The organism is Chryseobacterium sp. BGARF1 (assembly GCF_001677955.1).
Taxonomy (GTDB): domain Bacteria; phylum Bacteroidota; class Bacteroidia; order Flavobacteriales; family Weeksellaceae; genus Chryseobacterium.
Genome location: NZ_LELA01000038.1, coordinates 1 through 21,265 on the forward strand (window position 1 = coordinate 1; position 21,265 = coordinate 21,265).

Annotated in this window: 27 protein-coding genes and 1 pseudogene; 15 read left to right on the forward strand and 13 right to left on the reverse strand. The window is 34.1% G+C overall.

Annotated elements, in window-relative coordinates; all coding sequences use genetic code 11:
* Nucleotides 1-429 precede the first annotated feature (429 nt).
* From AB671_RS21955 to AB671_RS06605, 3 genes and pseudogenes are all read right to left on the reverse strand, one after another.
* Nucleotides 430-552: pseudogene (locus tag AB671_RS21955) on the reverse strand (DUF2867 domain-containing protein); the annotation flags it as partial.
* 250 nt (nucleotides 553-802) lie between these two features.
* On the reverse strand, nucleotides 803-952 hold the full coding sequence (locus tag AB671_RS22225; RefSeq protein ID WP_157444154.1) for a hypothetical protein: 150 nt from the start codon (nucleotides 950-952) through the stop codon (nucleotides 803-805).
* Between the two features lie 181 nt (nucleotides 953-1,133).
* Nucleotides 1,134-1,898, reverse strand: coding sequence for a hypothetical protein (locus tag AB671_RS06605; RefSeq protein ID WP_066681582.1), 765 nt, complete (start codon nucleotides 1,896-1,898; stop codon nucleotides 1,134-1,136).
* Between the two features lie 209 nt (nucleotides 1,899-2,107).
* Between AB671_RS06605 and AB671_RS06610 the strand changes: the two genes are divergently transcribed.
* The 3 genes from AB671_RS06610 (at nucleotide 2,108) to uraH (AB671_RS06620) (ending at nucleotide 3,695) form a co-directional block, all read left to right on the forward strand.
* Nucleotides 2,108-2,677 carry a Crp/Fnr family transcriptional regulator gene (locus AB671_RS06610; RefSeq protein ID WP_066681584.1) on the forward strand — a complete coding sequence of 190 codons (570 nt, stop codon included), beginning with the start codon at nucleotides 2,108-2,110 and terminating at the stop codon, nucleotides 2,675-2,677.
* Nucleotides 2,678-2,740: 63 nt separating this feature from the next.
* A complete protein-coding gene (locus tag AB671_RS06615) occupies nucleotides 2,741-3,268 on the forward strand; it encodes a heme-binding protein (protein ID WP_066681586.1) in 528 nt (175 codons plus the stop codon).
* A gap of 19 nt (nucleotides 3,269-3,287) precedes the next feature.
* Entirely contained in the window at nucleotides 3,288-3,695 is a 408-nt protein-coding gene (uraH, locus tag AB671_RS06620) for a hydroxyisourate hydrolase (RefSeq protein ID WP_066681588.1), read from the forward strand.
* A gap of 189 nt (nucleotides 3,696-3,884) precedes the next feature.
* On the opposite strand, the gene AB671_RS06625 is transcribed toward uraH (AB671_RS06620), so the two are convergent.
* Nucleotides 3,885-4,397: a hypothetical protein gene (locus tag AB671_RS06625; RefSeq protein WP_066681598.1), complete on the reverse strand. Its 513-nt coding sequence runs from the start codon at nucleotides 4,395-4,397 to the stop codon at nucleotides 3,885-3,887.
* Nucleotides 4,398-5,012: 615 nt separating this feature from the next.
* A complete protein-coding gene (locus tag AB671_RS06630) occupies nucleotides 5,013-5,783 on the reverse strand; it encodes a hypothetical protein (RefSeq protein WP_066681601.1) in 771 nt (256 codons plus the stop codon).
* A 271-nt stretch (nucleotides 5,784-6,054) separates the two neighbouring features.
* On the opposite strand from AB671_RS06630, the gene AB671_RS06635 reads away from it, so the two are divergent.
* The 4 genes from AB671_RS06635 (at nucleotide 6,055) to uraH (AB671_RS06645) (ending at nucleotide 7,582) form a co-directional block, all read left to right on the forward strand.
* Nucleotides 6,055-6,561 (forward strand): Crp/Fnr family transcriptional regulator, encoded by a 507-nt coding sequence (locus AB671_RS06635; RefSeq protein WP_228391004.1) that lies wholly within the window; start codon nucleotides 6,055-6,057, stop codon nucleotides 6,559-6,561.
* A 65-nt stretch (nucleotides 6,562-6,626) separates the two neighbouring features.
* Nucleotides 6,627-6,989, forward strand: a complete 363-nt coding sequence (locus AB671_RS06640; protein WP_317040109.1) for a heme-binding protein — start codon at nucleotides 6,627-6,629, stop codon at nucleotides 6,987-6,989.
* Nucleotides 6,990-7,012: 23 nt separating this feature from the next.
* Nucleotides 7,013-7,153, forward strand: coding sequence for a heme-binding protein (locus AB671_RS22990; protein ID WP_317040110.1), 141 nt, complete (start codon nucleotides 7,013-7,015; stop codon nucleotides 7,151-7,153).
* A gap of 21 nt (nucleotides 7,154-7,174) precedes the next feature.
* On the forward strand, nucleotides 7,175-7,582 hold the full coding sequence (gene uraH / locus AB671_RS06645; protein WP_066681607.1) for a hydroxyisourate hydrolase: 408 nt from the start codon (nucleotides 7,175-7,177) through the stop codon (nucleotides 7,580-7,582).
* Nucleotides 7,583-7,767: 185 nt separating this feature from the next.
* Here uraH (AB671_RS06645) and AB671_RS06650 read toward each other — a convergent pair whose 3' ends face one another.
* The 8 genes from AB671_RS06650 to ribA form a co-directional block, all read right to left on the reverse strand.
* Entirely contained in the window at nucleotides 7,768-8,463 is a 696-nt protein-coding gene (locus AB671_RS06650; RefSeq protein ID WP_066681610.1) for a VIT family protein, read from the reverse strand.
* 62 nt (nucleotides 8,464-8,525) lie between these two features.
* Nucleotides 8,526-9,695, reverse strand: a complete 1,170-nt coding sequence (locus AB671_RS06655) for a DUF3570 domain-containing protein (protein WP_066681612.1) — start codon at nucleotides 9,693-9,695, stop codon at nucleotides 8,526-8,528.
* Nucleotides 9,696-9,721: 26 nt separating this feature from the next.
* Entirely contained in the window at nucleotides 9,722-9,928 is a 207-nt protein-coding gene (locus AB671_RS06660; protein ID WP_374105527.1) for a DUF4266 domain-containing protein, read from the reverse strand.
* 62 nt (nucleotides 9,929-9,990) lie between these two features.
* Complete coding sequence (locus AB671_RS06665; protein ID WP_066681620.1) at nucleotides 9,991-10,917, reverse strand: FAD:protein FMN transferase; 927 nt, start codon at nucleotides 10,915-10,917, stop codon at nucleotides 9,991-9,993.
* A gap of 3 nt (nucleotides 10,918-10,920) precedes the next feature.
* Complete coding sequence (locus AB671_RS06670) at nucleotides 10,921-11,367, reverse strand: thioredoxin family protein (protein ID WP_066681627.1); 447 nt, start codon at nucleotides 11,365-11,367, stop codon at nucleotides 10,921-10,923.
* Nucleotides 11,368-11,439: 72 nt separating this feature from the next.
* Complete coding sequence (locus tag AB671_RS06675) at nucleotides 11,440-11,832, reverse strand: hypothetical protein (RefSeq protein WP_066681629.1); 393 nt, start codon at nucleotides 11,830-11,832, stop codon at nucleotides 11,440-11,442.
* A gap of 301 nt (nucleotides 11,833-12,133) precedes the next feature.
* Nucleotides 12,134-13,567, reverse strand: a complete 1,434-nt coding sequence (locus AB671_RS06680) for an SDR family oxidoreductase (protein ID WP_066681631.1) — start codon at nucleotides 13,565-13,567, stop codon at nucleotides 12,134-12,136.
* A 53-nt stretch (nucleotides 13,568-13,620) separates the two neighbouring features.
* Entirely contained in the window at nucleotides 13,621-14,211 is a 591-nt protein-coding gene (ribA, locus tag AB671_RS06685) for a GTP cyclohydrolase II (protein ID WP_066681634.1), read from the reverse strand.
* Nucleotides 14,212-14,308: 97 nt separating this feature from the next.
* Between ribA and AB671_RS06690 the strand changes: the two genes are divergently transcribed.
* The 8 genes from AB671_RS06690 (at nucleotide 14,309) to AB671_RS06720 (ending at nucleotide 20,904) form a co-directional block, all read left to right on the forward strand.
* Nucleotides 14,309-14,968, forward strand: a complete 660-nt coding sequence (locus AB671_RS06690) for a hypothetical protein (protein ID WP_066681636.1) — start codon at nucleotides 14,309-14,311, stop codon at nucleotides 14,966-14,968.
* Complete coding sequence (locus AB671_RS06695) at nucleotides 14,969-16,291, forward strand: ABC1 kinase family protein (RefSeq protein ID WP_066681639.1); 1,323 nt, start codon at nucleotides 14,969-14,971, stop codon at nucleotides 16,289-16,291.
* A complete protein-coding gene (locus tag AB671_RS21960) occupies nucleotides 16,292-16,447 on the forward strand; it encodes a DUF2256 domain-containing protein (protein ID WP_082987253.1) in 156 nt (51 codons plus the stop codon).
* On the forward strand, nucleotides 16,399-17,700 hold the full coding sequence (locus tag AB671_RS06700; protein ID WP_066681653.1) for a DASH family cryptochrome: 1,302 nt from the start codon (nucleotides 16,399-16,401) through the stop codon (nucleotides 17,698-17,700). Before AB671_RS21960 ends, AB671_RS06700 begins: the two co-directional genes overlap by 49 nt.
* The gene (locus tag AB671_RS06705; RefSeq protein ID WP_066681642.1) at nucleotides 17,688-19,166 is read left to right on the forward strand and encodes a cryptochrome/photolyase family protein; all 1,479 of its coding nucleotides are present in this window, start codon (nucleotides 17,688-17,690) and stop codon (nucleotides 19,164-19,166) included. The genes AB671_RS06700 and AB671_RS06705 overlap by 13 nt, the downstream gene beginning before the upstream one ends.
* Entirely contained in the window at nucleotides 19,166-19,447 is a 282-nt protein-coding gene (locus AB671_RS06710) for a TIGR03643 family protein (protein ID WP_066681645.1), read from the forward strand. The genes AB671_RS06705 and AB671_RS06710 overlap by 1 nt, the downstream gene beginning before the upstream one ends.
* Nucleotides 19,448-19,509: 62 nt before the next feature.
* Nucleotides 19,510-20,208 carry an SDR family NAD(P)-dependent oxidoreductase gene (locus tag AB671_RS06715; RefSeq protein ID WP_066681648.1) on the forward strand — a complete coding sequence of 233 codons (699 nt, stop codon included), beginning with the start codon at nucleotides 19,510-19,512 and terminating at the stop codon, nucleotides 20,206-20,208.
* A 48-nt stretch (nucleotides 20,209-20,256) separates the two neighbouring features.
* Entirely contained in the window at nucleotides 20,257-20,904 is a 648-nt protein-coding gene (locus AB671_RS06720; protein WP_066681650.1) for a MarR family winged helix-turn-helix transcriptional regulator, read from the forward strand.
* The last annotated feature ends 361 nt before the right edge of the window (nucleotides 20,905-21,265 follow it).

A 21,265-nucleotide genomic window follows, 5' to 3' on the forward strand; every position in this document is an offset into this window, starting at 1 on the left:
ATTCCAAAAAATAAGTTTAATTAAAAAAATTAAGACACTAATAAGAAAGAGATCAAGAAAAATATAATTTAAAATTAAGATTTTACAGAAAATTAAACTTCAAATACTTTATTATTCTTTTCTCATTAATACATTATTGCAGATTCGTACAAATTCGGATATACTAGAATCCATCTTTACAAGATTAGATCAATGATTCAAATTTAAGATTAAAAAAAGTCACTATGTTCACCCTCCATCAGTCCGCTTTTTTGCTGATAATTTACAAAGTAATATCCTTTTCCTTTAATATTTAATACTAACTAATTTTTTTTCCTGAAATTCCTATAACTATTTTGATCAACGACAGCCATTAGATAGGATTCAAATTTCAGTCTATATAATTTATAACATGTGTTCAAATTTCTGTTTTTTGTTATAAAAACCCTTTTAATGATCACCAACTAATCTTCTCAATACCCCTTTAAAGATCGATCCGTGAAAAGGCAAAACCGAATACCAATACAATCTTCCACACAATCCTTTTGGCCGGAAAACTGCTTTCTGCCACAGTATCACTAAGGAAATATTAGTTCATTGAAAATCAACAAATAACCATTGAGTATCTTTAACCCAGAGATCATTATCTTATTCATTTTCACTAGGTAAATCATCACGTATAAGGACGTTTCTCAATAAATCCTAAACGCCTTTTTTCATAAATTCAATGATGAAAATTAATTTCAAATATGAGATTTTTGAAGTTTGAAATATATTAATATGACAATTATTTAGATAAAATGACGTATTGAATCCTTTACGCTTAATGTAAAAATTCATTTTTATTGCCACCTGTTCCTGTATTGTCAGGATTTCCGCCTATTTCTGCAATTATATTGATCAACTCTGATCCCACCTGTAATGGTGCAACCATCTGATCATGATCTCCTTTTATTGGAGAATAGGCATCCAAACTTTATCATCAACCTTTGCGAATCTCTGAATTAGATCATTTGTAATGTTTAATAAATCTTGCTACAGTTCTTTCGTTGTGTATAATAATATTTCTATAGTGAGCCCAGTTCTTTACAACCTAAGTAGGATAAGTCAAAAAGAATTGTTTTAAAAATTACAAAAATAAATTTTGAGTGGTTTCAAAACACGGTTCTTTTTTTTAACATTTGAAAAAAAGCATTTACAAAAATGAATATTGCTGTGATGATGGCCGAAATATATATTATTTGATTGGAATGCTGATTTGCTACCGCAATAGCAATTAATGCCCACACAGCCACTAAAGCAAATGCTGTCATATTCAGCTTCCAAACCATATATAAATGAATGATCGCAGCGATCATAAACATTAGAATAGTCCAACTAGTCTCTGAAATCCCAAACCCTGACCATTGTATTTTTTTCAAATATGCTGCAACATTTGCAATTAAAGCGACAGAGATCCAACCTGAGTATATATGAAAAGGCCATCGAAGGAAAATTGTTGTTTTTAAGTCATTAGATTCGATCAGATCTCTGTTATTCCCTATAATTTTCAGCAAAGAAATGAACAGAAGAATCATAATGGGGATTGTCAGAAAAGTATATTCGTATAACCAAGTAAATACCCAAAGACCATTCGCAATACATGAAATAGAAAACCACCAACCGACATTTAAGATCGTTTTTTTCTTAACATCAGTAATTTTTGTAAACGGACCATAATATAGTACAAAACCAAGAAGTCCCAAGTAAATAAGTCCCCAAATAGAAAAAGCGTATCCTGCAGGAGTAAATAGATTTTGAAACTTTGCTGAAATGGTTCCCATTGTTTCATCATTAAATGTTCCAATATTGGATAGATAATTGATCCCGATCGTTACAATCAAAATAACCATATTTAAAATTTGAAATAGCCTTGTCATAATTTATTTTTTGAAAGGTAGCTTATGATTTTATTTTTCAGTGAAATTAATCAAATTCATCACGCTGGGAAACCTTACAGACAAAGTTTAGTTTTTTTTAAACTCTAGTTAAGTGAAAAAAATACACCAATGAATGAACTTTTTTTGTAGTACATCAGATAAAAAATGTAATTTTAAAAATCATTCAATCATATTTGATTTGATCACCTATGTATTCAATTCTTGAAAAATTTATCCGAAGTAAAAATGATATCTCTTTAAAAAAAATTGAAACTATAAGATTCTTCTTTAAACCGATAACAACAAAGAAAAACGAAATACTTCTGCAGTATGATCAGGTATGCAAATATTATTACTTTATCAACAAAGGATGTATTAGGCTGTTCACAACCACAAAAGATGGTACAGATAGTTCAAGGTATTTTGCTTTTGAAGGAAGTTTCGCCACCGCTTTACCAAGTTTTATTGATCAAAAGCCCGCACACGAATATCTTCAAACGATTGAAAAATCAGAATTGCTTTATATTTCAAGGAGGGACTTCTATCACCTTGTTGAAACAATACCTGAGTTTGCAAAGGTATATACTGAAATTTTAGAACTTGGATTTATAATTGCACAGAAGAGGATTTATGGATTTCAGGGTTTCGACGCCGTAGACAAAGTGAAATGGTTGATCGAATATCAACCACAACTTTTACTTCGGGTATCCAATAGGATGATTGCTTCTTACCTAGGAATATCACCTTCAACTTTGAGCAGAATAAAATCAAAACTATAAAAACGTTGACATAGGACAACGTTTTTGATTTTCAGCCTGTTTAACTTTGCACAAAAGAAAGCTATGAAAATACCATTTTTGCTTTTACTACTCAGTGCATATATATGCATGGGGCAAAACAAATCGGAACAAAAGTTGGAGCATTACCCTATCGACCAATATGTAAAGCCTATAAATAATTTAAGAAGTGAAGCGGCATTAGAGTTGGCGAGTCGTATTACAAAAGCAGCCTATATAAAAAACAGAAACGTGTCAATTGCAGTGTTGGACGCTTCGGGAACGACGATTCTAATACTTCGCGGCAACGATGTCGGACCTCATAACGCAGAGGCATCAAGGAGAAAAGCATATACAGCACTATCTACAAAAACACCAACGCTTCTATTATTAAGAAATGCTGAACAAAATGCTGATACAAAAAACCTGAACACACTTCCCGAGTTACTCCTACTTAGCGGTGGCGTTCCCATTTGGTACAAAGGTAATATTATTGGTAGTGTAGGCGTATCGGGCGGAGGCAGCCCGGAAAATGATGATTGGATCGCTCGATCTGCATCAATACCTGAACTAGAGATCACAACATCGAAATAATTTAAAAATATCAGAAAAAATGAAACCATTCATCTTTACCATCCTTTTTACACTTCTATCTATAGGCACGTCTGCACAGAAAAATAATTTTCAGCTATCAACTCATATCCTGGACGTTTCAAAGGGGGTTCCCGCTACAGCAGTTAAAATAAAACTAGAAAAATACAATAAGCAATCGAAAATATGGACTTTTGTAGGTGAGAAAGTTACAGATTCAAACGGCAGGATCTCAGATTTTCTACCATCAGAAAATGAAAATTTTGGCATCTTCAAATTAACTTATTATACAAACGATTATTTTAAGAAAAACAATATAGAAAGTTTTTATCCATTTATTGAGGTAGTGTTCGAAATAAAGGATAAAAACCATTACCATGTTCCAATAACACTTTCTGCTTATGGTTATTCAACGTACAGAGGCAGTTGATCATTGAGTGATTATAAGAGATATTATGCTTGATAGTGCTATCGATTTTTGGAAAATTTCAATTATAATTAAGAATACAGGTCTAATTAGAATTATGCAAAATTACTAACGTTTTTGGTGAACCAGGACAATATGGATCACTGCTCTAGTAGATCATTTTTCCTAGATAACGGTTTCGTAATTTTAATTTTATGATCTACTTTTTATCCCAATAGCTTTTAAAGCTGTACGACTTAAATATATTTCAAAACCAGCACCTGCAAGAGACTCAATATCTGTCAACGACTGAAATGTTGAATCAATTTTATTAAAGGATAATTCAATAGAATGATCATAAGAAGCTAAAATTCTAATAACAGAATAGCCATTATAAGCGACTTCAAAACCTTTAAAAAAGCACTTTTCCTGAGCTTTATTATATATTTTTTCTTCGTCTGAACTCTTTATATCATCATGAACGTCATCACTTTTTACGTCACCATCATCATAAAGAGATTTGGACTTTAAATGATGAGGCATTTTCAATACATTTCCGTCTCTATCTACTGGAACAAACATTTCAATTGCTAATTGCTTTTTTAGAAATTGAGCATAATTAATCATTGTTTTTAATGTTTGAAGATCTGCATATCCTTCGTTTGAGTAATATTCAATCACAAATGAGGTCATTGGAATGAGCGTGTAAGAATTACCAGAGGGCATAATATATTGTAATTTGTTTTGAATTGTAATGTCTTTGGCAAATATACATGTTTGGAAATATATATAGATTCAGTGGGAGCATTTATATCTAAAGGCTTATTTATTTAGGTTCTGAAAATTGTATTCATTAGAGTAATTATGAATATACATAAAGTAAAAGATAAATTGAAAAACTACCGATACCCTAATACTTTAAGCTCTATTTTGTTGCAACAGCATGAAAATCCGCAAAAAAATAATTCTCTTCGGATTTTTGTTAGCTTTAGAAAAAGTAGGATGTGAGAAAATTTGTAAATCGTCTGCAAAAAGTAGATATTCGATATTAAAAAGTTAAGGAGTGTTTTCATAAAAAGAGTAATTTTAATTATGGTTAGTTGAAAATACATAGCCAGCTACCGCGTGAAAAGGCGGTTTAAACACAAAAAAAGCAGATAAAATAAATTATCTGCTTTATATTGTAGTTAATGTAAGTTACGCTATTTTAACGTTCGCTTCATTAACGTATCATTATCGAATGTTCTGTTTTCAGCAATAGATAGGCATCTCTCAATGTATACTTGAGACTTTTTACCCTTCCCTTCAAAAAACTATCATTAATATTTTTCATTCTGTAAATTAGTTTAAGGGCGCGGTTCTTTTTTTAAACATCTGAAAACAAACATTCACAAAAATGAATATTGCCGTGATGATAGCCGAAATGTAAACCATATGGTTGGAATCTTTATTCGCTACCGCAATGGCAATTAATGCCCAGACAGCCACCAGAGCAAAGGCGGTCATATTAATTTTCCAAACCATATATAGATGAATAATTGCAGCGACAGCAAACATCAAAACAGTCCAGCTAGTCTCTGAAATTCCAAATCCTGACCATTGTATTTTTTTCAAATAGGCTGCTACATCTGCAATTAAAGCTACAGAGATCCAACCTGAATATATATAAAATGGCACGCGAAGGAATATTGCTGTTCTGAAGTTCTTGGATTCTATAAGACCACGATTATTTCCTATAATTTTCAGCAAAGAAATAAATAAGAGAACCATAATGGGAATGGTAAGAAAAGTATATTCGTACAACCAGGTAAATACCCATAGACTGTTTGCAACACAGGAAACGATAAACCACCAACCAACATTTAAAATAATCTTTTCTTTATCATCGGTATTCTTTATAAACGGACCGAAATAAATTACAAAACCAAGAAGCCCGATGTAAATAAGCCCCCAAATGGAAAAAGCATATCCCGCAGGAGTAAATAGATTCTGATACTTGGCTGAAATGGTTGCCATCGTTTCATTATTAAAAATTCCGGTGTTGGAAAGATAGTTGATGCCAATTGTTACCACCAGAGCAACCATATTTAAAAGTTGAAATAGCCTTGTCATAGTTTATTTTTTAAAAAGGTAATCTTTTATTTTATTTTCCAGTTAAATTAATCAAATTTCATCAAGCTAAAAAACTCCACAAACAAAGTTTACTATATTAAACTCGATCAAAGTTTAGAGAACAACTTATGTATACACTTTTTTGTCTCAGATCAAATAAAAAAATGTAACTTTAAGAATCACTCAATCATATCAGCATTGCTCAACCATGTATTCAATCCTCGAAAAATTTATCCGGAGTAGAAGTGATATCTCGTCAGAAAAACTTGAGATGATAAACTCCCTCTTTAAACCCCTTAAAACGGATAGAAATGAAATACTTCTCCAATATGATCAGGTATGCAAATGTTATTACTTTATCAACAAAGGATGTATCCGTTTATTTACAACTACAAAAGAGGGCACAGACAGTTCAAGGTACTTCGCTTTTGAAGGAAATTTCGCAACGGCTTTGCCGAGTTTTATTGATCAAGAGCCCGCAAGAGAATATCTGCAAACGATTGAAAAATCAGAATTACTTTGTATTTCAAGGAAAGACTTTTATCATTTGGTTGAAATAATGCCTGAATTTGCAAAAATATATACTGAAATTTTGGAGCTTGGATTCATCATCGCACAAAAAAGGATTTATGGATTTCAGGGGTTTGACGCATTAGATAAAGTAAAATGGCTCATCGAATATCAACCACAACTTTTACGTAGGGTATCCAACAGGATGGTCGCTTCTTATCTTGGAATCTCCCCTTCCACCCTAAGCAGAATCAAATCTAAACTCTGAAAATGTTGACATAGGACAACGTTTTTGATTTTTCGGGTCGTTAACTTTGCATCAAAAGAAAGGATATGAAAATACAATTTTTGTTTGTCCTGCTGAGTTCATACTTATGCTTCGGACAAAACAAAACTGAAAAAGCGATACTGCTCTACTCTATTGACCAATATATAAAACCCGTTTATAATTTAAGCACCGATGCTGCACTTGAGTTGGCAAGGCGCATTTCAAAAGCTACATCTACAAAAAATAAAAACGTTTCTATAGCATTATTGGATGCTTCCAGAACAACTGTCCTGCGCCTGCGAGGCAACGGTGTAGGACCTCACAATACGGAAGCATCGCGGAGAAAAGCTTACACCGCCTTATCTACTAAAACACCAACCCTTTTGTTATTAAGAAATTCGGAAAAGAATCCTGACACAAAAACCTGAATTCACTTCCTGAGTTACTTCTGTTGAGTGGAGGAACGCCCATTTGGTACAAAGGTGAAATCATTGGCAGTGTAGGCGTATCCGGCGGCGGGAGTCCTGAAAATGATGATTGGATTGCTCAGTCTGCTTCCATCCCTGAAATCGGAATCACTACAACAAAATAGTTTTAATTTAAATAATAAGAAATGAAATCATTCATCTTTACCATCCTTTTAGGACTTTTCTCCATCGAAACTTTTGCTCAGAAAAATACTTTTCAGCTGTCAAGTCATATCTTGGATGTATCTAAGGGTATCCCTGCTTCAGGAGTCAAAATAAAATTAGAAAAGTATAATAACCAATCGAAAATATGGACTTTTGTAGAAGAGAAAAACACTGATGTAAACGGCAGGATTTCGGATTTTTTACCGTCAGAAAAAGATAATCTAGGGATTTTCAAATTGACTTACTACACCAGCGATTATTTCAAAAACGATAATATAGAAAGTTTTTATCCTTTTATTGAGGTTGTGTTTAAAATCAGGGATAAAAATCATTATCACGTTCCGATAACACTTTCTGCTTATGGTTATTCGACGTATAGAGGTAGTTGATTAATGAATTATCAAATCCATCAGAACTATTAGATTTTCGCAACTATATATTTAAACATATCAATTTAATTTTCATTAGCCTTTTTATGAGAAGAAGATATTATGTTTTCATTTATCAGAAAATCATCATTTAGAAATAGACAATTTTCTGATTTCATTTTTATAATTTTACTATTAATTAATCGTTATGCCACTGAAACCCCGAAAAGATGCCCTATCAATGCAGTAACTCCCATAGCAACAGTTCCCCAGAAACAGACTCTCAACACCGCGATTCCTATTTTTGAACCACCTGTTTTTGCAGAAATAGCTCCTAAAATCATTAGGAAAATAATCGAAAAGCCATATTGGAAATAGACCATTTGTTTTATCGGAGCTAGAAGCGACACGGTAAAAGGTAATATCGCTCCCAAAGCAAACGAGCCAAATGATGCAAATGCCGCCTGCAAAGGTTTTGCCTGTGTAATCTCGTTGATTCCCAATTCATCGTGAGCGTGAGCTGCCAAAGCATCGTGTTCGGTCAATTCTGTGGCAACTTTTAAAGCCGTTTCTTCACTTACACTGCGTCTTTCATAGATTTTTGCCAATTCTCTCAGCTCTATTTCCGGCATTTCTTCGAGTTCGCGTTTTTCTCTCAACAAATCTGCTTTCTCGGTGTCTTCCTGCGAACTGACTGAAACATATTCTCCGGCTGCCATAGACATTGCTCCGGCAATCATTCCCGCCAATGCGGCAAGAATGATAGTGTTTCTGTCTGGTGAAGCTGCTGCAACACCAATCACAATACTTGTGGTAGACAACAAACCGTCGTTTGCTCCCAAAACTGCGGCACGAAGCCAACCCACTCTGTTGACATAATGTTTTTCCAATTGATGATGCATCGCTTTTAGTTTTTGTAAAATTTTGACTTGCTAATTATTTAACAAGTCAAAATTAAAATGATTTATTTGAATCTTAAATTTAACGAAATAATATCAGACTTCATCCCAATAGATTTCGTGTAATGCCCATATCTGATTTCAAGCATATTGAGCCTTGAAATTCCAAACAATCCATTTTTAGGATTGATTCTGATTCCCGCGCCGTAAAAATTGCTGCTGAATTTAGACAAATCATAATTGCTGGTGTAAAAATCATCGAACGCCGTATGCTGCTTATAAGGCGCAAAATATTTTGCCGAAGTTTGGGAATAATATCTGTAAAACGGACTTACCGAAACAAACGGAGAAATCTTCACAGGTGTCTCCAGACTGAATGTATTTGATTTTAATCCCCAGTCATCTGTATAGTATCGATAATACGCTCTCAGAATCACTTTGTCGCCAAAGAAATAATTGGCTCTTACACCCAATGGAATTTTGAAACGTTTGTCGGGCAAAGTTTCTTGATGAACAGAATTATCATTAAAATAAACCCTGTGAAACGGCAAACTTAGATATCCGGTCTGTTGTACTCCGTCTACCAAAAACTCAACTTGAAAATTCGGATTGATGATTTGCGAATAGGCTAGAGAAAGTGCATACGTATTTCTTCCGCTAGTTCCTTCGTTGTCCGCAGTTCTCAATTCAATCGGCGCAATCATTTTTACCTGGTCCATATAAGCTTGGAACTTTGCGGTAAATTCACCCATTCTGTTTTTGGTTTTCTGCGAAAATCCAATGTTGGCGCTGTAGGACTGGTAATCATATTCAAAAGAAGTTGAAACTCCTGCCATTAGAGTACTTCCTTTTTCAGTATTTTCACGGCTCCAGCTCAATGCTGGATAAATCCTGTTGTCGGCGTGAGAAGCCGAAGAATTCGCTTGCAAATCAATCATATCCGAAGATGCAGACGTGTAATGATCTATCCCTACACTGAATCCGAATTTGTTTTTCCTGTCCTTCTTATCATATTTGACCATTGTCACATCAATAGTATTTGAAACATCAGATAATTTCTCAGTTCCGATTCCGCCCGTGACTGCCGAATTATTTCCATCCTGTTTATAATAGCTGGAAACCAGATTGGCTTCGTCAAAAGTCAGTTTCTTTGGTTCTTGATTGGCTGTATTTTCTTGCGCTTTTGCATTGAAAATTCCGAAAAGAGCAACGATACTTATGATTATTTTTTTCATTTGTTTTAAATTTTACCGTTACACTATTAATTACATCCGCAACCTCCGCCTACTTTTCCGGCATTGGCTCCCGAAGAGCCTTCTCTGTACGACTGGAAGCTCAGTTCGGTCTTTTCAATCGTTCTATTCCCAAGCGCCATTTCGGCATCGTTAAGTTTATTCTTTTCGTACTCTTTTACCGTTACGCAAGATTGCATCGAAGCAATTATTGTTACAGAAAAGATTGCTATCATTATTTTGATTAAATTTTTCATTTGTTTGAATTTGTTTTACTATTTAAATGAAGTCGATGAAATCATTTTAAATTGATGTTTTGAGACGAATAAATATTATCCTTATCATCGATAATGATGCATTCGAGATGGCTGATTTGGTTCACCATATTAAGTGCGGCATCAATGCCCATAATACTTACCGGAGTTGCCATCGCATCGGCAATCTCGGCATTCGGACAAAAAACCGTCACGCTTTTCACACCCGAAACAGGCATTCCTGTTTTCGGATTAATGGTGTGAGAATATTTTTCACCATTGATGACGACAAATTTTTCATAATTTCCTGAAGTTGCAATCGCCATATCCGTGATGTTCATATAAGAAAAAGGTTGTCTGGAATTATCCGGGTCAGCAATACCTACCGTCCACGGTTTTCCGTTGGCCTGAGTTCCCCAAGTCGTCAAATCGCCGGAAGCATTCACAATTCCCGAATTTACACCACGTTTTTGTAATACTTGTTTAGCCATTTCGGCTGCGTAACCTTTCCCGATTCCTCCAAAACCGATTCGCATTCCTTTTTCTTTTAAGAAAGCAGTCTGATTTTCTCTGTTAAGGATAATATTTTGATAATTAACGAGTTTCAGATGTTCTTTTATCAATTCAGTATTTGGGAGTTCTTTCATTTCCTTATCGAAATTCCAGAAACTTTTATCAATTCCGCCATAGGAAATATCGAAATAGCCATCCGTAATTTTGCTTATTCTAAGACTTCTTTCAATCAAATCAAAGATTTCCCAATCTACTTTCACAGATTTCATTCCTGCATTTCGGTTGATGAGATTAGTCTGGCTTTCGTCGTTGAACGTTGTCAAGAGCTTTTCGATTCTCTGGATTTCGTCAATGGCTGCATCAATGTGTAGATTTGCTGAATTTTCATCATCGCTTACAACGGTAATTTCAAAAGCGTTCCCCATTAATTTTTGAGGTCTTTTGAATTCTCTCAACATATTTTAAGGTTTTTCATTTTCTTTTATATCTCTGATTGCTTTGCTGAAAGCCAATGCATCTGCGGAAGGTAAACCTTCCCAGCCTTTCAGAATTTCGCCTTCTGAATTCAATAAAATCGTGTAAGGAAAAAGTCCTTTTGGGTTATATTGGTCGGCGAGAGCTGCATTTTCCTTTTTCAGTTCCGGAGAAAGTTGGTTCTTCTTGGTTCTTGGAAAATCTGCGTTGATATAAACAATCACGTTGTCTGTTTCCAGTTTTTTAAATTCATCTGTTTCGATGATATTTTTATGAAGCTTGATGCACGGAATACACCAGTCTGAACCGGAAAAATTGAGTAAAATAAGTTCTTTGTTTTCTGAAGCTGTTTTTTTTGCATCCTCCAAACGGCTTTGCGCCTGAATACCAACAGCGAACACAACCATCAATATGGCTGAAAATAGTGTTTTCATTATTTTAAAATTAATGATAAGAAAAATGTCAAAGTGACGATTTGCGGATTGTAAATCAATTGATTGACTTAATTAAGAAAAAGAAAATCTTGGCGGTTCCCAGACGGAATTTAAGTAGCCTATAAAACAGGAATCTTCATCCTTTGAAGCAATTTTATTTACTTTCAATAAAATAAACTTCGACTCCAAAGGCTTCTCAAAACTAAATCCTTTATCAATTGTAAAAACCAATGCTAAAGGTGCAGAATGAATGATAAATGGTAATCGTTGATCTTTTCCGTAATCTCCATCTTTCACAGGGTGGTCATAATGGGTTTTTAGAAATGAGGTAAGCGTCATTTCGGGATTTAATTCTTTGTGCTCAATATAATGCTCAATAAGTTCCGGAACTTTCAAAAGCTGATACATCTCGGTTGTAGAAACCAAATATAAAGTCAATAACAATATGGAAACCAGCTTTTTCACTTATATCAAAATTAGGAAATATTTTTGTTAGAATGGTTTTAAATTAATACAATAAATCAACTTTTAGAATGCAATTTTTCAAATTTGTATTACAAAGATTTAAAATGATTTTGAAGAAATTTAGAATTTATCATTAAACATTCTATTCTAACTAATTATTTAAGGTAACAATATATTTGAAAGTCCTAATTAATTTCGAGAGACATTTTAAGAGAAAAAAATATGATTATATACTATCATAAAGGGGGGTGCTGAAATCTACATTTCCTGTGTTCAAAAGTTTTTTATAAATAAAACTCATCTAATAGTCCGCAGCCAATTTTCTCACCATCCCTTTAAAAATCAATCCGTGAAAAGGCAAAACGGAATACCAATATAATCTTCCCCACAATCCTTTTGGTCGAAAAACAGCTTTCTGCCAGAGTTTTCCTTTATATAATTTGAACATCAGCCAGGCTTCTCCAGGCAGTCTCATTTCAGCAAAGAGAATCAACTTTCCCTCTTCCCTATTGGCATAAAGCACACGCCAAAAATCCAGAGCATCACCTTCGTGAAGTTGTAGAGGGTGAGTTCTTCCTCTTCTCAATCCGGGACCGCCAACCATAACATCCATATAACCTCGGATTTTCCAAAGACTTTGTCCGTACCAACCATTGTTGCCGCCCAAACCAAAAACACGGTCAAGACATTTTTCCCGGTCGTCATATTTTTCACTTCTAACGTCTTTGAAACAACCAAAATGCGGTACTTCTATATATTCTTTGAGTGAAGAATCGTTTCTGCTGCTTACAAAACTATCTTTCCAGCTGGAACGTATTTCGTTGGCCTGAATCTTTGCCAACGTCCTTTGCAAAGCCTCTTCGTAAGAAAATGGTTGTACTCTCGTAATCTTTTTAATCTCTGATAAACTTTCTTTGTCGCAAACTACCTCAATTTTCATACTTCCAACAAGTGAACTTGCCAAACTATAAGTGGTTGAAGTAATGAAATATAACCAATAGGAAGACAATTTCGGTGTCATTACCGGCAGTGTAATAATGGTTCTTTTTAAACCTCGGATCTTCGCAAAACCCAGCAGTATTTCTTTGTATGTCAAGACATCATCACAACCGATATCAAAACTTTTACGGTACGTTTCTTTTTTGAAAAGAGTAAAAATTAGAAAATCCAAAACATTCGCAATTCCAATAGGTTGACATTTGGTGGTAAGCCATTTAGGTGTAATCATTATCGGCAATTTTTCAACCAAATCTCTGATGATTTCAAATGACGCGCTTCCCGAACCGATAATAATTCCAGCCCGTAAAACTGTGGTTGGAATTTTAGATTCAATTAAAATCTTTTCTACATTAAATCTTGAATTCAAATGCTTTGATAATTCTTTCTGATTGACCAGTCCTGACAAATAAATAATATGTTCGCACTCCGTTTTCTCAATCGCAGAAACAAAATTCTGCGCACAAATTTTTTCCGATTCTTCGTAATCACCATTCGAACTCATAGAATGCATCAGATAATATGCACCGGAAATATCGTTGGGAATATTCTTTAAAGTTTCCTCTTTCAAGAAATCAACTTCTATAACTTCTATCAAATCATTTTTGATTCCAGAAGGTTTAGAGAATCGGCTGACATCGCGGCTGCAGCAAACTACTTTGTAGCCTTGCTCGGTAATCACATTGATCATCCTTTTACCGATATAACCTGTTGCTCCTGTTAATAAAATCTTTTTCATACGAGATTAATTTTGAATCAGTTAAAGAATATTTTACGATTTTAATACTTAATTTAAAGCTTTTCCAAAAGATGTCCGAAATAATCTTTCTTTGTCGAAAGATAAGATGCATTGACAGGATTTGATTCAATTTCCAAAGGAATTCTTTTGTTGAGTAAAATCCCGCTGCTGTTGAAAGCTTTCAGTTTTTCTGGATTATTCGTCAACAAATTTACTTTAGTGACTTCAAGAATTTTCAGCATTTCTATTGCGACATCAAAATTTCTACCATCTGCCGGTAAACCTAATCTCAAATTAGCTTCTACCGTATCAAGACCTTGTTCCTGAAGAGCATAAGCCTTTAATTTATTTATGATTCCAATATTTCTGCCTTCCTGTCTGAGGTAAATAATCATTCCTCCGTTCTCAGACATAAATTTCATCGCGGAATCCAGTTGTTGTCCGCATTCACATTTCCTAGAATGAAAAACTTCTCCTGTAATACACTCCGAATGAAAGCGTACATTGACAACTTCATTAAAATCGGTTTTTTCAGCCACCCAAACCAAATGGGGACTCCAGTCATTTTCATTTTCAGAAAATGCGTAGACGGTAAACATTCCAAAATCGGTCGGTACATTAGATTGAGCCTGTATTTTAAGCATTAGTTATATTTTGAATCATTGTTATAGCACAAATTTATACTTTATTTATTTAATTAGTAAATTTAATTACTAAATTTGTTGATAAATAAAATCAATAATGGAACAAAAAAATATAATTACGGAAGACAAAATATTTGAATTGTACGGCGATTACATTCTCAATCACGGAGAGAGACCAAAAAACGTTTATCGCTTTGCAAAAGACAATGAGTTTGAAGAAAAAGACTTCTACGATTACTTTTCAAGCTTTGAACAGATTGAAAAATCAATATTGGTTAATCTTTTCGATAAGTCTGTAGAATTGGCTTCAGAAGTTAACAATTCTGATAAAATTACTTCCAAAGAAAAAATTTTAAATGTCTATTTTATATTTTTTGAAAATATGACAATGAACCGTTCGTTGGTTTTAATGATTTTGGGAAATAATCAATTGCATTGCGCAAAAATTTCAAATCAGCTCAAGGAAACGCATCGACATTTTATCACAACTTTAGATTTTAACGATTGGGAAATGATTCAAAAAGCGAAAGATGATGTGAAAAATTTCCACGAAAAAGCCCGTGAAGAAGCACTTTGGCTGCATTTAGTTTCTGCCATCGAATTTTGGAAAAAAGACACTTCGCCCGCCTTCGAAAAGACAGATATTTTCATTGAAAAAACTATTGATACCGGATTTGAACTGATGGATAACGAACCTTTGAGAAAAGTAGTTGACCTCGGGAAGTTTCTATTTAAAGAAAAATTTAAAAAGAATTAGATGAAAACACTCAATAAAATACCAACAGGAAAGTTGGAACGGACCAGCAGTTTGCTGAAAGCGGGCGCAAAAGTGGGCGTTAACTACATCAAATATTACGGAAATAAAATCACAAAAGATAAAGATGAGGACGAGGCAAGAAAAACTTTAAATGAAGACAACGCGACCGACATTTACGATTCTCTGAAAGAACTGAAAGGTTCTGCGTTGAAAGTTGCCCAAATGCTAAGTATGGAAAAAAATATTCTTCCGCAGGCTTACGTTGAGAAATTTTCTTTATCGCAATTTTCGGTTCCGCCGCTCTCGGGTGCGTTGGTAAAGAAGACTTTCAGAAAATATTTCGGCAAAAATCCGGAGGATATGTTTGATGAATTTACGAATGAATCTGTTAATGCCGCAAGCATCGGACAAGTTCATAAAGCGAAAAAAGACGGTCAGAATTTTGCCGTTAAAATTCAATATCCCGGAGTGAGAGAGAGCATATCGAGCGATTTGAAAATAGTAAAACCGATTGCAATGAAAATGTTTAACATCAAAAAAGAAGGTTCGGAATCTTACTTTCAGGAAGTTGAAAATAAATTGTTTGAAGAGACAGATTATGATTTGGAATTGAAAAGAAGTCAGGAAATTTCTGAAAAATGCGCTCATCTTCCGAATCTCAATTTTCCAAAATATTATCCTGAATTTTCTTGCGAAAGAATTATCACGATGGATTGGATGAACGGAAAACATTTTTCAGAATTCACAAAACAGGACAATTCTCAGGAAGATCTGAACAAAATCGGACAGACACTTTGGGATTTTTATATGTATCAAATGCACGTTTTGAAGCAGGTTCACGCTGACCCACATCCCGGAAATTTCTTAGTTTCGGAAGATAAAAAATTGCTTGTGATTGACTTTGGATGCATTAAGGAAATTCCGAATGACTTTTACAAACCTTATTTTGAATTAGCAAAACGAGAGAATCTGAATAATCCTGAATTTTACAAAGAAAAACTATACGAGCTTGAAATATTGAGTGATAATGATTCTGCGAAGGAACAGGAATTTTTCACAAAATTATTCTATGAATTGCTGGAATTATTCACAAGACCTTTCAACGCAGAAATTTTTGATTTTTCTGATGAATATTTCTTTCAGGAAATTGCAGATTTGGGTCAGAGATATGCCAAACTCAGCGATATGAAAGGGATGAACACTAACAGAGGTTCTAAACATTTTATTTATCTGAACAGAACATTTTTTGGCTTGTACAATATGATGCACGATTTGAGAGCCAAAAATATCGTCATCAATCAGTACAAAACTTTCATCCAGTAAATGCCTGCCAACTTACCTTCAAAGATTTGTGAAGTCTGCGGATTGCCCTTCAATTGGCGAAAAAAATGGAAGAAAAATTGGGACGACGTAAAATATTGCAGCGAAAAATGCCGGAAAAACAAAAAATCAACATCCTCTGGTTCGACAACGATTTAAGAATCAGAGACAACGAATCGCTTTTCAAAATAATGCAGGAAGATTTGCCTTTTCTTGCTGTGTACATTTTTGCAGAAAGTTTTTTCAGTTCGACACAATATGATTTTAAGAAAATCGGAAAATTTCGGGCTCAATTTTTGTTAGAAACGGTTTTGGATTTGGAAAATAATTTAAAGCAAAAAAATATTCCGTTTCTCAAAAAATTTGGTCAAACCAAAGATATTTTTAAGCAAATTTCTAAAGATTTTGAGGTTAAAAAAATATTCTTTCAAAGAGAATGGACAAAGGAAGAAATTGAACTAAAGAATCAAATCAAACCCATTTTTCCTGATGTTAAATGGGTAAAATCTTATTCACAACTTTTACTTGAAACTCATTTTGTTAAGGAAAAATTAGATAAAATTCCTTTGCTGTTCACAACATTCAGACAAAAAATTGAGAAAGATTTTAAAATCAGAACTGAGTTTGATTCTGAAAATTTGGTTTACGATAAATCCATTTTAAATTTAAAAATAAACAGCGACAATATTACATTAAAAACTTTGGGTTTTAATGAATTTGAAGTACATCAATCCACCGCTTTTCCCTTTTCGGGAGGAGAAACGGAAGGATTGCAACGATTAAATTCTTACTTTTTTGAAACTAAAAATCTCAGTCTTTATAAAGAGACAAGAAATGGTTTAATTGATAAAGACTACAGCAGCAAATTTTCTGCGTGGCTCGCCAACGGAAGTTTGTCTGCTGTATCTATCTTCTACGAAATCAAGAAATACGAAGCCGAATTTGGAAGTAATGAATCGACGTATTGGCTTGTTTTTGAATTGCTTTGGCGTGACTTCTTCAAATTTACTTCGATGCAGTTTCGGAATAAAATATTTCAGCGAAATGGAATTTCAGAACGAAAATACGAGTGCAAATCTGACCAAAATTTAATCAATCAATGGATAAATGGCGAGACAGATTCCGATTTTATCAATGCGAATATGCTTGAAATTAAAAACACATGCTGGATGAGCAATCGCGGCCGACAAAATGTGGCTTCCTACTTTTGCAAAATCCTGAAACAAGACTGGAGAATTGGCGCTGCTTACTTTGAAGAAATGCTCATCGATCATGATGTTCACAGCAATTACGGAAACTGGATGTATCTCGCCGGCGTTGGAAATGACCCTAGAAGCAGAACTTTCAATGATGAAAAACAAGCAGAACAATACGATTCGGAATACAAATTCAGAAATTTATGGCTACAGTAAAATCTTCGACAGCGCAACTGATATTTCCACATCAGCTTTTCAAAGACACGGATTATCTGGATAAAAATCAACCTGTTTTTCTGGTGGAAGAGTTTCTGTTTTTTAAACAATACAAATTTCACAAACAGAAAATTGCTTTGCATAGGGCGACTATGAAGTTTTATGAGGAATATTTGATCAAAGAAAAATTCACGGTTAAATATATTGAAAGCACTTCCCCACTTTCTGATATTCGAAATTTAATTAGATATTTAGAAAATGAAAAATTTGATAAAATTCTCTTTACGGATGTTTGCGACAACTGGCTTGAAAAGAGAATCAAGGAAACAAAATTAGAATTAAAAATTCTTGAGAGTCCTTTATTCATCAATACCCGGAAAAATTTGAAAGACTATTTTGAAGATAGAAAATCTTATCATCAAACTGATTTTTACAAGCAACAGAGAATTTCCCGAAACATTCTGATGAAAGCAGGAAAACCTCATGGCGGAAAATGGACTTTCGATACAGAAAACCGTAAAAAATATCCTAAAAACAAAAAAAAACCGTCCGTTCACTTTCCGGAAAACAGCAAATATTATGAGGAAGCGAAAATTTATACTGAGAAAAATTTCGGTGAGAATTATGGCAATTTAAATTCATATCAACTCTATCCTGTCAGTTTTGAGGAAGCCGAAAATTGGTTCAATCAGTTTCTGGAACTTCGGTTTGCAGACTTTGGAATTTATGAAGACAGCATCGTGGAGCGTGAACATTTTTTGCATCATAGCGTACTTTCGCCATTGTTGAATATTGGGCTTTTGACAGCGGAAAACGTTTTAAAACAAGCCATTGATTATGCGGAAGAATATAAAATCCCCATCAATTCTTTGGAAGGATTTGTGCGTCAGATTTTAGGATGGAGAGAATTTGTCAGGGGAATTTATCTCTATCAGGGAACTTATCAGCGGAACAAAAATTATTGGAAACATCACAACCCGCTTCCCGAATCTTTTTATATGGGAAAGACTGCAATAAAGCCGATTGACAGCACGATTTTAAAGGTTTTGGAGACAGGTTATGCCCATCATATCGAGCGATTAATGATTTTCGCCAACTTTATGAATCTGCTTAAACTCAATCCAGATGATATTTACCAATGGTTTATGGAGATGTTCATCGATTCTTACGATTGGGTGATGGTTCCCAATGTTTATGGGATGAGCAGTTTTTCTGACGGCGGAAAAATGAGTACAAAACCGTACATCAGCGGGAGCAATTACATTAAAAAGATGAGCGACTATGCTAACGGCGACTGGACAGAAAAATGGGACGCTCTTTTTTGGAATTTTGTGAATGACAACCGGGAATTTTTCGAAACAAATCCGAGATTGGGAATGATGTTGCGGACTTTAGATAAAATGACGGACGAAAAGAAATCTGAATATTTTAATATCTCAAAACATACATTTAAAAATTTAAAATAATGGCGAAAGAATTTAATTTGATACAAACCGACCGCATCATAGAGATGGCTTGGGAAGACCGAACGCCGTTTGAAGCGATAGAATTTCAGTTTGGAATTACCGAATCTGAAGTGATTGAAGTAATGAGAAGAGAACTGAAACAGTCAAGTTTTAGACTTTGGAGAAAAAGAGTGAATTCGGGAGTGAGCCAGAAACATTTGATGAAGAGAAATCCTGAGATTGAGAGATTTAAATGTACAAGACAGCGGACAATCAGTCATAATAAAATTTCGAAGCGGTAAAAATTGTTTTCCCCCGACCCTAAAGGGAGCAAAATTTTTAAGAAACTAAAAAAAAATAAAATATGAAAAACATAGTCATCATCGGTTGCGGACAGGGAATTGGATTTGCTGCTGCGAAAATATTGTCGGAAAATAATAACGTCATTGGAATTTCTAGAAGTGAAAATTCTGAAGTTGGAAATTTAAATATTGAGTTTCACCAACTGGATATTCTTTTGGAAAATCTGGATGAAATCAATTTTCCGGATGTGATTGATGGATTGGTTTATGCTCCGGGAAGCATTAATTTGAAACCATTTAACCGACTCTCAACTGATGATTTTAAGAATGATTTTGAAATCAATGTTTTGGGTGCAGTGAAAACGATTCAGAAGTTACTGCCCAATTTGAAAAAATCTGAAAGTGCTTCTGTTCTATTGTTCAGTTCGGTAGCTGCAAAATTGGGAATGCCTTTCCACGCTTCAATATCTGCGAGCAAAAGCGCTGTTGAAGGTTTAACAAAAAGTTTAGCGGCAGAATTATCTGCTCAGAAAATCAGAGTTAATGCCATTGCGCTATCTTTAACGGATACCAATCTAGCTTCGCAACTTCTTTGCACAGCGGAGAAACGTGAAGCTTCTGGAAAAAGACATCCGTTGCAAAGAATTGGAAATGCTGACGAAATCGGAAAAATGGTTGAGTTTTTATTATCTAAAAATTCAGCTTGGATTACGGGACAAATCATCGGAATTGACGGTGGAATGGGCAGTGTGAAACTATAATTTGTTTTTAAAATACTAAAACCAATATCTTTACCTTAATTTAAAACTATGCAAACTGACTTTTTCATAGACTTGCTCCATCAAGTGAAAGAATTTGAACATTCAAACGCCTGTAAACCCAACTCTACCGTGGATGATTTCCGCGTGTGGATGAATGATAAAAAATATTCCGATGAAAGCCCAACTAAGCTTTTTAAAAATGAAAATCATCAGGTTTCTTTTACTGAAAACGAAATTTGCAAACAAGTTCTCTTATTAGGGCGATATTCAAAATTATTGATTAGAAAAGGTTTGGGAGAATTTCCAGAGTTAGCGAACGAGGAATTTACTTATTTGTATCGATTGAAAGATGAACCTGATTTAACCAAAATTCAGTTGATTGAAAAAAACGGTCACGAAAAACAAACCGGGACTCAAATCATTAAAAGACTTTTGGAAGCAGGATTTTTGGAAGAAAAAAATGATGAAGACGATAAACGAAGTAAACGGTTAAATCTCACAAAAAAAGGCGAAGAAATTTTCCACGCCTCAGTTTCAAATGTCAACTTAACCTCCAAAATTTTATCCGGAAAATTAAACGATTCTGAAAAGTCTGAATTTCTTAAGATTTTGAAGAAGTTGAATGAATTTCATTCACATATCTATGCTGACTATAAAAGCGCTGATATTAATATGATTGTCAAAGTTTTCGGATGAATTTTAGTTGGCAATATATTTAAATATCATTCAATACTTTTAAAACATTATCTATATCTGCTAATAAATGATTTGAATAGAGTCCTGTCATGTTCACACACAGCCAAATTGCGCCAACTAAAGACAGTTGGCGCAATTTTATTAAAGCAATTTTTCCAAAATTGAGACAGTTGTATAACCGGGAGCAATAACAAAACCTAGGGATGAACTAGATAAAATTCTATTTTTGTATTTAATGAAAACAGAAGAAATACTCAAGCTGCTCTTGCTAGAATATCTAATCGAATACTTTGATGTTGTTAAATTTGAAGAGATTGACGGTTTACTTCATCTCTATTTTGAAGAAAAAAACACTACGCCA

Excerpts from the sequence above, each read along its gene's own strand:
- AB671_RS21960 (WP_082987253.1), top strand. The coding sequence starts at position 16,292 with ATGCCTGCCAACTTACCTTCAAAGATTTGTGAAGTCTGCGGATTGCCC.
- AB671_RS06715 (WP_066681648.1), top strand. The coding sequence starts at position 19,510 with ATGAAAAACATAGTCATCATCGGTTGCGGACAGGGAATTGGATTTGCT.
- uraH (WP_066681607.1), top strand. The coding sequence starts at position 7,175 with ATGAAATCATTCATCTTTACCATCCTTTTAGGACTTTTCTCCATCGAA.
- ribA (WP_066681634.1), bottom strand. The coding sequence starts at position 14,211 with ATGCTTAAAATACAGGCTCAATCTAATGTACCGACCGATTTTGGAATG.
- AB671_RS06705 (WP_066681642.1), top strand. The coding sequence starts at position 17,688 with ATGGCTACAGTAAAATCTTCGACAGCGCAACTGATATTTCCACATCAG.
- AB671_RS06720 (WP_066681650.1), top strand. The coding sequence starts at position 20,257 with ATGCAAACTGACTTTTTCATAGACTTGCTCCATCAAGTGAAAGAATTT.
- AB671_RS06690 (WP_066681636.1), top strand. The coding sequence starts at position 14,309 with ATGGAACAAAAAAATATAATTACGGAAGACAAAATATTTGAATTGTAC.
- uraH (WP_066681588.1), top strand. The coding sequence starts at position 3,288 with ATGAAACCATTCATCTTTACCATCCTTTTTACACTTCTATCTATAGGC.
- AB671_RS06695 (WP_066681639.1), top strand. The coding sequence starts at position 14,969 with ATGAAAACACTCAATAAAATACCAACAGGAAAGTTGGAACGGACCAGC.
- AB671_RS06655 (WP_066681612.1), bottom strand. The coding sequence starts at position 9,695 with ATGAAAAAAATAATCATAAGTATCGTTGCTCTTTTCGGAATTTTCAAT.
- AB671_RS06630 (WP_066681601.1), bottom strand. The coding sequence starts at position 5,783 with ATGACAAGGCTATTTCAACTTTTAAATATGGTTGCTCTGGTGGTAACA.
- AB671_RS06700 (WP_066681653.1), top strand. The coding sequence starts at position 16,399 with ATGCCGGAAAAACAAAAAATCAACATCCTCTGGTTCGACAACGATTTA.
- AB671_RS06615 (WP_066681586.1), top strand. The coding sequence starts at position 2,741 with ATGAAAATACCATTTTTGCTTTTACTACTCAGTGCATATATATGCATG.
- AB671_RS06650 (WP_066681610.1), bottom strand. The coding sequence starts at position 8,463 with ATGCATCATCAATTGGAAAAACATTATGTCAACAGAGTGGGTTGGCTT.
- AB671_RS06665 (WP_066681620.1), bottom strand. The coding sequence starts at position 10,917 with ATGTTGAGAGAATTCAAAAGACCTCAAAAATTAATGGGGAACGCTTTT.
- AB671_RS06635 (WP_228391004.1), top strand. The coding sequence starts at position 6,055 with ATGATAAACTCCCTCTTTAAACCCCTTAAAACGGATAGAAATGAAATA.
- AB671_RS06640 (WP_317040109.1), top strand. The coding sequence starts at position 6,627 with ATGAAAATACAATTTTTGTTTGTCCTGCTGAGTTCATACTTATGCTTC.
- AB671_RS06680 (WP_066681631.1), bottom strand. The coding sequence starts at position 13,567 with ATGAAAAAGATTTTATTAACAGGAGCAACAGGTTATATCGGTAAAAGG.
- AB671_RS06605 (WP_066681582.1), bottom strand. The coding sequence starts at position 1,898 with ATGACAAGGCTATTTCAAATTTTAAATATGGTTATTTTGATTGTAACG.
- AB671_RS06625 (WP_066681598.1), bottom strand. The coding sequence starts at position 4,397 with ATGCCCTCTGGTAATTCTTACACGCTCATTCCAATGACCTCATTTGTG.
- AB671_RS06710 (WP_066681645.1), top strand. The coding sequence starts at position 19,166 with ATGGCGAAAGAATTTAATTTGATACAAACCGACCGCATCATAGAGATG.
- AB671_RS06670 (WP_066681627.1), bottom strand. The coding sequence starts at position 11,367 with ATGAAAACACTATTTTCAGCCATATTGATGGTTGTGTTCGCTGTTGGT.
- AB671_RS06660 (WP_374105527.1), bottom strand. The coding sequence starts at position 9,928 with ATGATAGCAATCTTTTCTGTAACAATAATTGCTTCGATGCAATCTTGC.
- AB671_RS06610 (WP_066681584.1), top strand. The coding sequence starts at position 2,108 with ATGTATTCAATTCTTGAAAAATTTATCCGAAGTAAAAATGATATCTCT.